The organism is Bifidobacterium sp. WCA-178-WT-4B, assembly GCF_009696495.1.
In the GTDB taxonomy this organism is placed as follows: Bacteria; Actinomycetota; Actinomycetes; order Actinomycetales; family Bifidobacteriaceae; genus Bifidobacterium; species Bifidobacterium infantis.
In genome coordinates, this window is sequence record NZ_VULV01000001.1 from 82603 (window position 1) to 96635 (window position 14033).

Annotated in this window: 14 protein-coding genes; 5 read left to right on the forward strand and 9 right to left on the reverse strand. The window is 61.6% G+C overall.

Translation table 11 applies throughout. From position 1 onward, the window contains the following. Positions 1–67: 67 nt before the first annotated feature. Positions 68–976 (reverse strand): hypothetical protein, encoded by a 909-nt coding sequence (locus tag FYJ31_RS00400; RefSeq protein WP_136499996.1) that lies wholly within the window; start codon positions 974–976, stop codon positions 68–70. Between the two features lie 87 nt (positions 977–1063). Next, positions 1064–1723: a histidine phosphatase family protein gene (locus FYJ31_RS00405; RefSeq protein ID WP_007055549.1), complete on the reverse strand. Its 660-nt coding sequence runs from the start codon at positions 1721–1723 to the stop codon at positions 1064–1066. A gap of 239 nt (positions 1724–1962) precedes the next feature. Between FYJ31_RS00405 and FYJ31_RS00410 the strand changes: the two genes are divergently transcribed. Beyond that, positions 1963–3414, forward strand: a complete 1452-nt coding sequence (locus FYJ31_RS00410; RefSeq protein WP_154535684.1) for an MFS transporter — start codon at positions 1963–1965, stop codon at positions 3412–3414. Between the two features lie 51 nt (positions 3415–3465). Here FYJ31_RS00410 and FYJ31_RS00415 read toward each other — a convergent pair whose 3' ends face one another. Next, on the reverse strand, positions 3466–4002 hold the full coding sequence (locus FYJ31_RS00415) for a GtrA family protein (RefSeq protein ID WP_032744967.1): 537 nt from the start codon (positions 4000–4002) through the stop codon (positions 3466–3468). Between the two features lie 200 nt (positions 4003–4202). Between FYJ31_RS00415 and FYJ31_RS00420 the strand changes: the two genes are divergently transcribed. Continuing rightward, positions 4203–4550, forward strand: coding sequence for a phenylpyruvate tautomerase MIF-related protein (locus FYJ31_RS00420; RefSeq protein ID WP_012576632.1), 348 nt, complete (start codon positions 4203–4205; stop codon positions 4548–4550). Positions 4551–4822: 272 nt separating this feature from the next. Here FYJ31_RS00420 and FYJ31_RS00425 read toward each other — a convergent pair whose 3' ends face one another. From FYJ31_RS00425 to ptsP, 4 genes are all read right to left on the reverse strand, one after another. Next, a complete protein-coding gene (locus tag FYJ31_RS00425; protein WP_032744968.1) occupies positions 4823–6340 on the reverse strand; it encodes a formate--tetrahydrofolate ligase in 1518 nt (505 codons plus the stop codon). Positions 6341–6497: 157 nt separating this feature from the next. Continuing rightward, positions 6498–8099, reverse strand: a complete 1602-nt coding sequence (locus tag FYJ31_RS00430) for a C69 family dipeptidase (RefSeq protein ID WP_154535685.1) — start codon at positions 8097–8099, stop codon at positions 6498–6500. 261 nt (positions 8100–8360) lie between these two features. Continuing rightward, positions 8361–8915 carry a YbhB/YbcL family Raf kinase inhibitor-like protein gene (locus FYJ31_RS00435; protein WP_154535795.1) on the reverse strand — a complete coding sequence of 185 codons (555 nt, stop codon included), beginning with the start codon at positions 8913–8915 and terminating at the stop codon, positions 8361–8363. A gap of 210 nt (positions 8916–9125) precedes the next feature. Next, positions 9126–10775: a phosphoenolpyruvate--protein phosphotransferase gene (gene ptsP, locus FYJ31_RS00440; RefSeq protein WP_065474260.1), complete on the reverse strand. Its 1650-nt coding sequence runs from the start codon at positions 10773–10775 to the stop codon at positions 9126–9128. A 51-nt stretch (positions 10776–10826) separates the two neighbouring features. Between ptsP and FYJ31_RS12385 the strand changes: the two genes are divergently transcribed. The 3 genes from FYJ31_RS12385 to FYJ31_RS00450 all read left to right on the forward strand — a co-directional run bounded on the left by FYJ31_RS12385 (position 10827) and on the right by FYJ31_RS00450 (position 12045). Continuing rightward, entirely contained in the window at positions 10827–10997 is a 171-nt protein-coding gene (locus FYJ31_RS12385) for a hypothetical protein (protein ID WP_162859228.1), read from the forward strand. A gap of 34 nt (positions 10998–11031) precedes the next feature. After that, a complete protein-coding gene (locus FYJ31_RS00445; protein ID WP_012576627.1) occupies positions 11032–11292 on the forward strand; it encodes an HPr family phosphocarrier protein in 261 nt (86 codons plus the stop codon). Positions 11293–11415: 123 nt separating this feature from the next. Beyond that, the gene (locus FYJ31_RS00450; protein ID WP_060620445.1) at positions 11416–12045 is read left to right on the forward strand and encodes a LacI family DNA-binding transcriptional regulator; all 630 of its coding nucleotides are present in this window, start codon (positions 11416–11418) and stop codon (positions 12043–12045) included. Between the two features lie 20 nt (positions 12046–12065). Here the strand turns inward: FYJ31_RS00450 and FYJ31_RS00455 are convergent, their stop codons facing one another. Next, positions 12066–13217 (reverse strand): DNA polymerase III subunit delta', encoded by a 1152-nt coding sequence (locus FYJ31_RS00455; protein ID WP_154535686.1) that lies wholly within the window; start codon positions 13215–13217, stop codon positions 12066–12068. Next, positions 13214–13915, reverse strand: coding sequence for a dTMP kinase (gene tmk / locus FYJ31_RS00460; RefSeq protein WP_136500001.1), 702 nt, complete (start codon positions 13913–13915; stop codon positions 13214–13216). The genes FYJ31_RS00455 and tmk overlap by 4 nt, the downstream gene beginning before the upstream one ends. Between the last annotated feature and the right edge of the window lie 118 nt (positions 13916–14033).

A 14033-nucleotide genomic window follows, 5' to 3' on the forward strand; every position in this document is an offset into this window, starting at 1 on the left:
GCGAAAACGATGGCAAGACGATCACAAACCAGCGGCGCGCGACGCCGCCCGCGACGCCCGGCACCGGCTACAGCTCCACGGCCTCCTTGCCCGGATCGTCCTTGATGTGGGCGAACTTGGCGGCCAAAGCCTCCTTGTTGCGCTTCTCGTCCTCCTCCTTGGCCCTCCTCTTGGCCTCGCCCGGATCCCAAAGCACATCGTCACGATGCCTGGTCCATTCGTCGCGGGCCAAAGGGGCGATGTATGCGGCGGTGGCGGCCAGGGTCCCGGCGTCCCCGGACCCGGCACGGGCATCGAGAAGCTCGGAAATCTGCCGATCGGTCAGGCAGATGCGCGGAATCGAGCACTGTTCGCGCAACTCATTGACGTACAGCAGAATCGGCAGCACGGCGGTCGCCCGAGCCCGGGCGTCGGCGCCGGCGTCTTCGGCCACCACGCCCAGCAGCGCATCGCATACGGCGAGTGCGGTGGCGAAACGGTCTGCGACGTCCTCAGGCTCGCCGGACGCGGCCAGGCGGCCCTGAACGGCGTCGGCTTCGATCTGCGACTCCACGTCGGCTATCGTGGCGCGGACGGCGTGCGCGACGGAGTCGCTCCAATGGACGCCCAGCGTCGCGGCGGCGTCGAAGACCAGCCGCGCATCACCGGATGTGCAATACCCGGCCATCGTATCGTAGGCGTCATTGGCGGCAAGCAGCGCATCAACGATGTTCTGCGGACGGCCGGGAATCTCATCGGCGCCCTCATACACGAATTCGGCGTCGGGCACGGTGACGTCCTCACCGGTCAGTACGCGGGCGAACGCGCGGGTGAGGCGCACCTGCAGATTCTCCGCGTACTTGGCGTCATTGTCCATTTGCATGGCTTCGGTCAGCGGCCACAGGCCGATAAGCGCCGAGCCGGCTTCGGCGGCCTCAGTTACCGCCGGCAATGCCGCGACCTGTGCGATTGCCTCACGATTGAGTTCAATGGTCATCTATGCTCCTTCGCGTCCACCACTCGATTGTAGTGCGTCTTGGCTCCCCTCTCCGAGGGGAGCCAATGTCCTAACACCAGTGTGCCGTTACTTGACATTGGCTGCTGGGTCGACATACGTGATTGACATCACACGGCCGGTTTCGTTGTCGTACGTCACCGAGGTCACGGAGGCGAGCGCCGTGTGCCGCAGGAACATCCAGTGCTCGGGGTGGCCGGTCTCCAGATAATGTCGATAACTGAAAATCGGCGATTCGTGGCTGACCACCACAATCTGCTCGCCGGGGTGCTGGGCCACCTTCTCGCGGGCGAAGTCGTCCATACGCGCCGCGATGTGCTGATAGGACTCGCCCCAGCTCGGCTTGTACAGGTTGGTGACGAGCTTCCAGTTGCCGTTCTTCCACAGCGCGCCCTCGCCATGGCCGATGCGCTTGCCACGGAACTCGTTGCCGGCCTCAATCACCCGTTCATCAGTGGTGAGCGTGAGCGGAGCCTCGCCACGAGCCTCGCGCACGGGGTTCAGCGCATCGAGAATCGCGCCGGCGGTCTCGCGCGTACGGTCGAGCGGCGAGGAGTAGACGGCTGCAATCGTATTGGTTTGGGGATTCTTGGCCAAGTACGCGGCGGTGGCTTGGGCCATGCGACGGCCAAGGTCGGAAAGATGGAAGTCGGGCAGTCGCTCATAGAGCAGATGGTCGGGGTTGTATACCTTGCCATGCCGGACGAAATGGATGGTGGTAGCGCTCATGAGCCGCCTTTCTGCTTCCCGCCCTGAAGGGCATGAGAACGTTGTCTTAATATCTCCAATCTACCGCGTGTCGCGGAGTGGACACCCGTAGAGTATCCGTGACGCAAATATGCGGATGGGAAAATCCGACGCAAACTTTGCGCGACCATGGACAACACATCATTCGATGAGGGCTTCGCCGGCAACGCCACGCCAGCGGGGGACATCCAATCGGGAGCGGAAAGGAGCGTAGTGCTGTTATGTCCAATAACTCGTCCAACTCGAACTCGAGCACCATTCTGGCCGGCATCAAGGAAGTAGGCCACAAAGTCTTTGGTGGGTATGCGGAACTACTGCGCATTCCGCATACCGCCCGTTATTCCATCGGCTCGGTCATCGCCTGCATGCCATTCCCGATGGTCGGCATGACCATCACCATTTCCGTACAGCATTATTACGGCAACTATTCGCTGGCCGGCATGCTCACCGCCATTCAGGCGATTGCGCTGGCCGTGGCCACGCCGCTGCTGGGCAAGCTGACCGACAAGTTCGGCCAGAGACAGGTCTCGATTCCGACGATCATCGTTTGGATTGTGGCCGCCATCGCGCTGGTGACGGCGATTACCAACCGCGCGCCGGAATGGGTGCTGTACTGTCTGACGCCGTTCCTGGCCGCCATTCCGCCGTGGGGCGCGATGAGCCGCGCGCGCTGGACCAAGATTCTTAAGGGTGACCGGGAGCGCACGAACCGCGCGCTGTCGCTGTGCGGCGTGCTCGACGAATGCATGTGGGTGATCGGCAATCCGCTGGCCTCCACGCTGGCCGTGATCTCCGGTTTGCTGGCGTTCTCGTTCACTGGCATGTGCGTGGTGATCGGTGCGCTGATGTTCCTGACCGAGCTGACCACCGAGCCGCCATCGCAGACCGCGCTGGCGCGCGCCGAGGGCATCTCCCGCAAGGAATACCGTGAGCGCGAGGCCGCCAAAGCTGAGGCGCTGAAGTTGGAAACCGCCGCCGAGGAGACCCGCCGCCGTCTTGAGCGTGAAGGCGTGACCGATGAGGCCACGATTAACGCAGCCATTAAGCAGGCGGTCGCCGATGCGCGTTCGGGCAAGAAGGCGTCCATTTGGGGTCCGGGTCTGATTGCGGTGTGCGTCACCTGGTTCGGTTTGGGCGCGTTCCAGTCGGCCACGGGCATCTCGATTATTGCGTTCGCCACCGAAGCGAATATGAAGCAGTACACGGGCTTTGTGTTTGCCTGCTTCTCCTTCAGCTCGCTGATGGGCGCATTGGTGTATGGCGCGAAGAACTGGTCGATTGCCCTGTGGAAGCGCTTCTACTTCTGCCTGGCCGTGGTGAACATCGGCATCAGTACGTTCCTGTTCGCCAAGCATCTGTGGGTAATCATGATCATCTACTTGATTATTGGCGTATGCCAGGCCCCGACGTGGATCAACGGCAACCAGCTCATGTTGCATCTGGTGCCGCCCTCTCGCTTGACCGAGGGCATGGCGTGGATGGGTGCGATGAACTCCATCGGCTCCTCCGCCGGTTCGGCGATTGCCGGCCAGTTCATTGACCGCATGGGCTCGCATGGCGGCTTCATGGTGGTGACCACTTTAGCACTGGCCTCGCTGGTGATTGCGCTGATTGGCTTCAAACAGATCAAGGGCTCCACCGAGCAGCCGACCTTGACTGAAGTGAGTGTGTGAGACAAAAGCTAAGCCCCCTCTGACGAGGGGGCTTAGCTATACGTCAAAACGCTACTTCGACCAGCCTTTGGGCGTGTGTTCCAGGGACCAGATGCCGAGCTTGTGGGAGAAGCTGTTCTGCCACTTGGCTTCAAGCTCCTCAGCATTCAGTCGATTTTCAGCGGACTTCAGACGGTTCATCGCATTGGTGTGCGTATCGTCGAGCAGCCACTTGCGAATCAAGAAGTTCCAGATCATCACCACGGCAGTGGCCACCAACTTGCCGATATTGGTACGCAACAGATATTCGGCATGCTGCGATACATAGGCATCGTGGTTCATGCCATAGGTGGAAATCCAGATAATCGCGTCATTCATGAACAGACCGACTACAGCGCCCACCACGAAGATAAGAATCTCCATCCAGCGCGCCATGTCATCACGATGCTTGAATACGAATTTCATGCTCGCCAGATAGTTGAAAATCAGCGAGATGATGAAAGAGATGGTGGCAGCCAGCACGTTGTGCATGTGGAATATGCCAACCAATAGGTTGAGGATACCCCAGTCGATAACAAAGGCGATGACGCCCACAATGCCGAACTTCATCAGCTGTTCAATCAATTTTCTCACAAGGGTATTCAACACTATTGGGCTGACTGCGGAACATATATTGGCTGAAAAGGCCAATAATCTCCCCAATTGGCCTTGCCCCGGTCCGCTCTGCGAGCAGCTTCCTACGTCCGCATGCCATGTTCAACAGCAGCCGCTGAGGCTAGACTGGAAGCGAACCGAATCAAGGAGGAATTATGCCCGTTATTCACACTCATGTGTCCGTGTCCACCACCCCTGAGCAGCGCGAGGCGTTGAAGGCCGCCTATGGCAAGGCGATTACCGCCGTGCCGGGCAAGTCCGAGGGCTGGCTGATGTGCCCGTTCGAAGACAATATGCCGATCTACTTCGGTGGTAGCGATGACCAGCCCGCCGCCTATGTGGAGGTCAACGTGTTCGGCCGCTCCGTGCCGGGCTCTGCTTGGGAAAAGCTGACCGAGAGCATTATGGCCGCGCTGAACTCCACGCTCGGCATTCCCGAGGACCGCACCTACATCCGTTACACCGCCACCACCGACTGGGGCTGGAATGGCGGCAACTTCTAGTTGCCACCATTCCCCTCGCAGCATAGCTGCTCGCATCGCCTACGGAAAGCCCACCGGGCTTTCTACGTTTCAAGGGGCTGATTTCCAACATTCAGAAGCTCTACTAGCGTTTCAAGGGGCTTTTAAAACAAGAAACCCGGAGTATAAACATTGCAGTTTCAATGATCATACTCCGGGTTTCGCAATCGAAGAACCCCTCGAAACGCAGATAGACCTCCGGAAAACCGGAAATCCGCCCCTCGAAAGCGAGTTACCTCACCTCGTACCTGTCATCAGACGATCTTGGGCATAGGGGTGGTGAGGCTGGTGGTCAGGTTGACGTGGACCAGACCGGCACCGGCATGCACCTCGACCTTCTTCAGGGTCACGGTGCGCTCTTCTTCGGGGGCACGGTCGTTGTCGGTCATGGTCGCCGGGGACTTGACCGCCACGAACGTCAGATTGTCCAGCGAGATGCCTGCGCTCTGGCACAGTTCCATGGCCTCGGACACAGACTCGGTGAAGCCCGGCTTGTAGATCACGCGCTCGGCCGGTACGCCGTAGGCGTTCTCGGCCACCCACTTGGCGTTCTCGGTCAGGGCCATGCCCTTGTGCGAATGCGGTTTGGCCGGCATGGAGCCGTTCTGCAACGCATCGACGAAACCGTCAAGCTGCGGGACCAGCGCCTCGCCGCCGTCGCGGAACAGATTGCCGACGATCGGCGTGCGGAAGCCTAGCTCATCGGCGGTGGCCTGCAGGGACGGGACCTGATCGTCCTCGCCTTCCCACAGGTTGATGAGCGGGAAGGTCGGAATGTCCAGGTTCTCCAGGCGCTGCACGTGGAACGGGTAGCGCCAGGCCAGCTCGGGATCGTCGCGCCAGGTGGAGGCGCGGGTCACCACGATGGCGGCGGACGGCCACTGCGCGCCATACTCGCGACAGGCGATGTCCAGCCACTTCTGGGCACCGGCGTCGGTGCCGTAACCGGCTTCGACGACAACCACATCATGCAGAGCGCAGGCCATTTCCACGGAAACTAGCGTCGGAATGCCGATGGACACGTTGGCGAACGGGCCACCGTGCACGTAGACCGGGGAGCCGTTCACGGTCTCGGTCTTGGCCGGCTTGACCGCGTCGGCCAGAATGCCGGTGATGCGCCACAGGTCCACGAACTCGCCGAAGGTCACGGCCTTGCCGTCCTTGGTGCCGGCGATCATCTTGGATACGCGCTCGGAAATCTCGTCCATCGAGCGGGAGAGCACCATGATCTGCATGAGCTCGCAGGTCGGCGTGAGCACGACCTTCTCCGGCACGTTGCCCTTGCCGTAGTCCACGGCGGTGGAGCGCAGGGAGCGGCTCGGCACCTCGGAGACACGCGGCACGAGAATCGTGTCAAGCTTGCCTTCATCGATGGCCTTCTCGGCGAAGGAGACGAGCAGGTTCTGGGCCGCCTCGATGGCGCCCATTTCGCCGCACAGACCCCAGTCGATGAGCTCGGGGTGGGTCAGGGATGCCTTGCCGCCGCCGGAGGCACCGCCCTTGGAACCGGCTGCGGTGATGCCCATGCTCGGCTGACGCAGCACGGCGGCCGCATCAATGCCACGCTTGTTCAGGGCGTCGATCAAGGCGATGGTCGTGGTGGTCTTGCCTTCGCCGCGCGATGCCTTGAGCGGCGTATCGGCGGTGACGAGCACCACCTTGCCGTGCTTGCACGGGGCGTCCGGGTTCTCGGCCAGGTACTTCATGTAGCCGAATGCGTCGATCTTCTGGACCAGGCCGTACTGGCTGGTGAAGTCTTCGATGGTGGTCATTTAATGCCTTTCTGTGTTGATGATGGCGGAGCGGGGTGGTGGGGCGGCCGCCGCCGCCTCTTCGCCTAGAAACAGCCCACTGGGCTGTTTCTTAACAGCTTAGCCCCTCAGTCCGCTTCGCGGTCAGTTCCCCTCAGGGAGGGGAGCTCAATACGGACTAAAAGTCGGACATGTGGAAGCCGTTCTTCATTTCCATGCTGCGAGTGTACAGCACGGAGTCAAGCAGCTTGTCGGTTTCCTCCTTGAGCTGGTCGGCCATGGTCTGGTTGGCGGTGGCGAGAATCTCGCGCACTTCGGGGTTACGCAGCGCGGCGATGGTCTCGTCCGGGGTCATCGGCTGCACATCACCGTCTACGTTATCCGCCTCGAATTCCTCTTCGGCAGCAGACTGCGAGGCTTCCTCGGCGGCCGTCAAGCCAAGGCGTGCCACCTGCTCATCGGTGGCAGACACCAAACGGTGACCCATCGCGCCGGTCTTCTCCTGGTAGCGCTCGACGGCGTTGGACGTGGAGCGGAAGGCGCCATCGCATAGGGCTGCGATGATGCGGTTGGCCCAGTAGAAGTTCTCGGAAGTCACGCGGGTGGTGGTGTCTTCGAGGTAGGCGGGCGTGGCGTCCACGTTCGGGAAGAACGGTACCAGCGTGTTGAACGGGTTGGACCCGTATGCCATCCACTGAATAGCTCGGGAAGCCTGCGGGCGGTACGGGCGAATCTGCATCACCGCAAGCTGGCTCTGGCGGTTGATGCCGATCGGACGGTACATGTGGCGTGTGCGCTCATCGCCCAGCTGGCCGTACGGATCGAACGGAGTGCCCTGGTAGTGGGAGCTCAGCACGTACTTGATGTCTTCGATGGTCACCTTGCGCTCCGGCTGGCGGGCCCACGGGATGTCGTCGGAGGTGGGCTTGTGGTCGGCGTCCGGGCCGTCCCACACCTCGTCGTACGGGTTGAGGAAGCGCTGCATGTACCAGGCGCGCGGAGTGTTGTACACGTGGTCGGAGTCGGAGTGGGAGCCGAAGGCGTCGCGCGGGTTGAACGGGGTGGTGTTCTCCACCGCGAGGTCCAAATGGTTGGTTTCGATGAATTCGGCAAGGTCTTCGGAACACATGTGCGCTTCCTGGTCACCCAGGGCGTCCTCAAGGTCGAATTCGTCGATACCGAGCTGGTTCGGCATGGTCACGTAGGCCTCGTCCGGCACTCGCTTGGCAATCCAGTGATGGCCGCCCACGGTTTCCAGCCACCAGATTTCGTTGGAGTCAGAGAAGGCGACGCCGTTCATCTCGTAGGTGCCGAACTCCTCGAGCAGTGAGCCGAGGCGCTGGACGCCCTCGCGCGCGGTCTTGACATACGGCAGCACGATGGTCAGGAAGTCCTCTTCGCCGATGCCGCCGGGCACCTCGGGCTCATCGCCCTTGGCCGGCGTGTATTCCACGAACGGGTCGGCGCCGAGCACGCGCTCGTTGGTGGTCAGGGTTTCGGTGGCGCTCATCGCCACGTTCGCCTCGTTGACGCCGGCCTCGCCCCAAATACCTTCCTTGAGGTCCGCGTTCGGCACGGCGGTGTACTGCAGCGGGTCGTCCGGCAGGGTGATGGTCAGGTGGGAGATCACCGACTTATACTCACGCGGCTGCTCGCTTGGTTTGACGACGATGAAGCGCTTCGGATTGAACTCGCCGTTCGAGGAATCCTCGTTGCGGGCGATGATGGTCGAGCCGTCATAGCTCGCGTCTTTGCCTACCAGAATCGTGGTGCAGGCCATAGTGTGATGGTGTCCTTTCTCTTATTCAAGCTCCCCTTGTCAGGCTGAGCCGTTCAGCAAACAGCCCAGTGGGCTGTTTGTAGGCGAGGGTGGGAGATAAGTCCCACCACAGATGTTGCGGGCGGTAGCCCGTCCGTAATTGCAGGACGAGCTGTCTCGCAAAGCGAGACTGAGGGGTAGTCACTCTAGCTGTCTCTCCCCCAGTCCGCCTACGGCGGCCAGCTCCCTCATCAGAGGGAGCTCACATACGCCAACTAAAAATCACGCCTTACCGGTCAGGAAGATGCCGTCGGTGTCGGGCGCTTCGCCGCTGTTGCGCAGCGCGTGCAACAGCTCGTTGAGCCAGAAGCCCTGATTCAAGCCGGGCAACGGCTTCTTGGTGGCCCACACCTGCAGGTAGTACTCGTGGTCCTTGTCCGGCGGCTGCGGACCGTTGTACCGCATGATCACCGCTGGGTCAGTGCTGCGGCCCAAGAACTTGGAGGCCGAAGAATTGCGGCCTTGCACGGTCTCGGGAATCATGGCCGGCAGCTGACGGGAGAAGTCCGGCGGGATGGCCAGCGCATGTGAGTCGTTGAAGTCGTACATCAGCGCGCCGATGGGCAGGTTGGCCACGGACCAGTGAATCCACTCGAAACCGCAGACCGGAATCGAATCCGGATCCACGAACTCCCAGTGCAGGTAACGAGCTTCGGGGTTCACATCATCGATGTAGAACGGGAAGGAGACCACAGGCACGCCACCATTGAAATATTCAGGGGCCGCGGCCTTGGCGAAATCGTCCGGAATGACGGTGAAATCGGCGGAAATCTTCATACCCACCAGTGTATCGCGAGCCATGTTGCAGATTTCAGTCTGCGGCAACTCAAAACGCCATCACAATACATGGTGATAGCCAAACACGACTGAGGGCCTCCCCTCGACGGAAGGGAAGCCCTGGAATACCGAAAATGCCTTGCTTCCCATTCTCAAAGAGATAGAAAACAAGGCATCATCCCAATTATTCAGCCGATCGCTCGGCCACAGTCACTCAGCCGGAGTGTAGAAGTCGCCGTTGAGGGCCTTGGCGGCCTTCTCCTGCGCTTCTTCTAGCGTCCAGTTGGCCAGCTCGGCGCGCACATCGTCCAGAGCCACCGGGGTCATGGACAGCGAGTTGACGCCGATGCCTGCAAGCACCACGGCCAAATCCGGATCGGCGGCAGCCTCACCGCACACGCCCACCGGCATGCCGTGCGCGTTGCCGGCGTCGGCGATGAGCTTGATGGCGCGCAGCACCGCCGGGTGCCATGCGGTCTGGTAGTTGGCGACCGAGCCGAGCGTACGGTCGGCGGCCAGCGTGTACTGGGTCAGATCGTTGGTGCCGATCGAAACGAAGTCGGCCACCTCGGCCACCTTGTCTGCCATAAGCGCGATGGACGGCACCTCGGCCATCACACCGACCTTCTTCAGCCCGAAGGACTTGCCGAGCTTGACGAAGTAATCGGCCTCATGCTCGTCAGCGACCATCGGGGCCATGACCCACAGGTCGGCCTCGGTCTGGGCATCGGCGGCGGCGAGCGCCTTGAGCTGGCCTTCGAGCACGTTCATGTGAGCCTTCAGCGTGCGCAGACCACGCAGGCCGAGGGCGGGGTTCGGCTCGTCTTCCGGGGTGAGGAACGGCAGCGGTTTATCTGCGCCAGCGTCCAGCATACGAATCACGACCTTCTTGCCGGGGAAGCGGCTCAGCAGCTCGGCGTAGGCCTTGGTCTGCTCTTCCACGCTCGGCGGCTCGGAGTTGCCGATAAACAGGAACTCGGAGCGGAACAGGCCCACGCCTTCGGCGCCATACTCCAGGGCCGGGTCGGCATCAGCGGGCTTGCCCACGTTGGCGAGCAGCGGAATGTGGTGGCCGTCCTTGGTGGAGCCCGGCTTGCCGCGCAGCTCCTTGGCCTTGGCGGCGTGGGCCTTGGCGGCCTCGGCATCCTCGATCTCAGCAGCGGTCGGGTTGGTAACCACCACGCCCTTGGCGGCGTTGACGATGACCTGCTCACCATTGGCCAGGTTCTCGGCTTCGGCGGCGGAGACCACGGCCACGATGCCGCGAGCGCGGGCCAGAATGGCGGTGTGCGAGGTTGGGCCGCCCTGCGAAGTGACGATGGCCAGCACCTTGTTCAGGTCGATTGCGGCGGTGTCCGCGGGGGAAAGATCCTCGGCCACCAGCACGAACGGGGTCTCGCTTTCCGGAATGCCGGGAGCAGGCACGCCCATCAGGTCAGCGATCACGCGCTGGCCCACATCGTGCAGATCGGCGGCACGCTCGGCCTGGTATCCGCCGATGGCGCGGAACATATCCTCAACTGCGGCGAAGCCTTCCAGTACGGCGCGCTCTGCGGTTTTGCCGCCGTTGATCAGCGAGGTGATGCTGGCCGCCAGCGAGGGGTCGGACGCGAACATGGAGATGGCCTGCAGAATCGGGGCGGCCTGCTTGGCGCCTTCGTCGCCGTTGGCCGCTTCTTCGGCACGACGGCTCAGGTCGGCATTCACCACGGCCAGCGACTTAGTGACGCGGTCGATCTCTTTCTGCGCCGGCACGGTATCGGCACGGGGCGCGTCGGAAGGCTCCGGCAGAGGGGCCGCCATACGAATAACCGAGCCGACCGCCACGCCGCGGCCAATGCCAACACCCTTGATTTCCATAATGGTTCTCCTTTGTTCGTAGGGTAGTAGTTCTTTGGAGCAGTGGCCTCGATGCCTACTTCGGAGTATGCAGCCGCAGCCATTGCCGGCAAGTTCTTCCTTGTTAGTTCCCCTATTATGGTGGTCTATCATCTGCAACACGCCAACGGTAATCGTTTTCTGGATTTTATTCTACGTCTCGGTATACTCGATATCAAGCAGCTGCCGCAATTGGCCGCATGACTTCCATTTCAGACAGACGCAAAGGAGTGTCCTTATGGTTACCCGCAACATCACCATCACTGATCCGGTCGGCATTCACGCACGTCCTGCAGCACAGTTTGCTCAGGCCGTGGCGGCCTCCGGCTGCAACGTCACCATCGCCAAGGAAGGCGGCGCGGCCGTCCCCGCCGGCTCGATTCTGTCCATCATGGGACTGGGCGTTCAGCAGGGCGACACCGTGCAGATCACCGTCGAGGGAGACAACGCCGAGACCGTTGCCGACTCCCTGACCGAGACCCTGCTCGCCGCCGAGTAAACGGGCGAAACTTCTCTCACTTGCCAAACGGCCGCCCCGCCTGTCCGGGCGGCCGTCTTTTGTTCTATAGTGATTGCCGGTAATTTCACCGAGCCGGCTTGCTTTCTGGGAGAGGAGGCACACATGACCGCGAACGAGCCAGCGGAATCATCATCCGCCTCAATCGTCAATGTTGCCGCCATCGCGAATGTTTCCACGGCCACGGTATCCCGTGTGCTTTCCGGCAAACGCACCAAGGACGACGACATCGCCCGCCGCGTGCGAGCCGCGGCTCACAGCCTCAATTATTCGGTGAATTTTGCGGCCAGTGCGCTGCGTTCCACTGTGACGAGAACCATCGGCCTGATTGTGCCGAGCGTTCAGGATCCGTTCAGCGCACGGCTCATCGATACGCTTGAGCCGCTGGTCAACAGGAGCGGCCGGCAATTAGCGCTGAGCGTCGGCAGAACGCCGGAAGTGCAGAAGGAACGCATTGTGTTGATGGCCGCGCGCCATGTGGATGGACTGATTGTCGTGCCACTGCCCGGCATTGATTTGGGCGATGTGCTGGCGCAATATGCGCAGGAGATTCCTGCCGTGCAAATCGGAGGGTTGCAGCACACCACGTTCACGCCTGACTCCGAGCCGGTTCAGCCAGCGCTGCAGCAGATTGCCGACGAGCTGCTGCGGCTGCTTGCCGATCAATCCAGCACCCCAGTACATGTCAACTTGCCTTCGCGCCTGATTGCTCCGGACTCGCAGGACGCCGAATAAATCGGGCGGCGGGAAGAACCTTACGGAATCAGCGCGCAGAACAGCGATTCAAACACCAGCAACGGGTTGCCATTGCCGGCAAGCCGCTTGCGGGTGTGCGCCACTTCGTCCAGACGGGCCACTGCCCCGGCACGGTTCAGTCGTACCGATAGCTCGGTGATGGCCGACCGATTCTCCAGGTTGATAAGCCCGACCGAATCTTCCGCGTTGTTCTGCAATACCGCCACGTCACGGTAAATGGAGGCGATGGAATTGAGCGCGCGGTCAAGTACATCGCGCGTGCGACGTGTGGTCAGCCGCTTGAGATCGTCCTTCTTAGCGATCTGATTGAACGCGCCGCGCAGTTTCGGCGGAATCCGCTCCCCCGGCTCAAGACCGTTGACACGGCGGAATTCCGCCTCTTGATCGGCCGCGGTGCGGCTTGCGTCCACCTCGGCCTGGGCCTTGGCGTTGTCGATGAGGTTGCCGGCCAGCAGCACCGCGTCCGAGGCGCGAGCGAGGTTCAGTACGCCCACCACCAATTCATCGCGATCCGTCATCACCTGCTTGTCAGTGGCGTACAACTTGGCGATGCCGATGTGCCCCTCGGCCAGACGGGCCGCACGCTGGGCGATTTTCGGCTCAACATTGGTAGTGGAGGTCAAGAATTCAGCCACCGCCGATGCGGAGGGCACGGCGAGATTCACAATGCGCGTACGCGAGCGGATGGTGGGCAGCACGTCCTGGGCGCTGGGCGCGCATAGCAGCCAGATGCAGTGTTCGGCCGGCTCCTCGATCTCCTTCAGCAGCACATTGGTGGTGCGCTCCAGCATGCGGTCCACATCCTCGATAATGATGATGCGCCATGGTGCCGTGGCAGGCATTTGCTCGGAGGTGGTGATGATCTCGCGCACCTGGTCGATGCCGATGGTCACTTTGTTGGTGGCCAGCACCGTGACATCCGGGTGGGTGCCGGCGAGTACCTGCTGCGTGACGCGCGTGGGCTCATCGTTCATGCCGTGGTCGGGGCTTTCCAGCGCCGCCGCGAATGCTCGGGCCATATTGGAACGGCCGGAGCCGGGAGGCCCGCAAATCAGCCACGACTGGGTGATCTGCCCCGGGTCGCCCTGCGCGATGCGACTGAGCATGTCGATTACCGGCTGCTGGCCGACTAGTGAATCCCATACGCTCATCGGACACCGCCCATCGTCACGGCTCCTGTAGACGCCCCGGATCGCGCCATCACCGTATCCACATCTGCAACATTGTCCCGCAGCAGTGTCTGAATGTCGGCTTCGATGGCGGACCACACCTGTTCGATGGACTGGCTGGCATCGATCACGTGGAAACGATTCGGCTCGGCCGCGGCCAAGTCGAGGAACGACTGACGGGTGCGGGACTGGAAGTCGCTGCCGGCCGACTCCATGCGATCTTCGGCATGCTCAAGACGATTGTGGGAAAGCGCCGGATCCATGTCCAGCAGATATGTGCGGTCGGGCAGCAGGTTGTTGGTGGCCCACATGCTTAAGGATCGAATCTCTTCTGGCGTGAGTTCGCGGCCACCAGCCTGATAGGCCAAGGAAGAGTCTAGATAGCGGTCGGTGATCACCACTTCACCGCGCTCCAATGCCGGGCGGATGGTTTCGGCAACGTGCTGGGCTCGGTCTGCAGCGAATAGCAGCGCCTCGGCGCGCGGTGCGATGTCGACGGCGCCCCCATCCACACCGTGCAACAGCAGTTGGCGAATGGCCTTGCCTAACGCAGTGCCTCCCGGCTCACGGGTAACGACCACGGTACGCCCCTGAGCCTCAAGATACGCACGCAGTCGCTCGACTTGCGTGGTCTTGCCCACGCCATCGACACCTTCAAACGAAACAAACAGACCGCTCATGCTATTGACCTTAGCGTTAGGCGCAGAGTTGCGCCCAACAGGCAGTTAAAACCAGCTCTACCTCCATTTCAAGGGGCTGATTTGGTCTTTTCTGAAGGTCTACTTCCGTTTCGAGAGG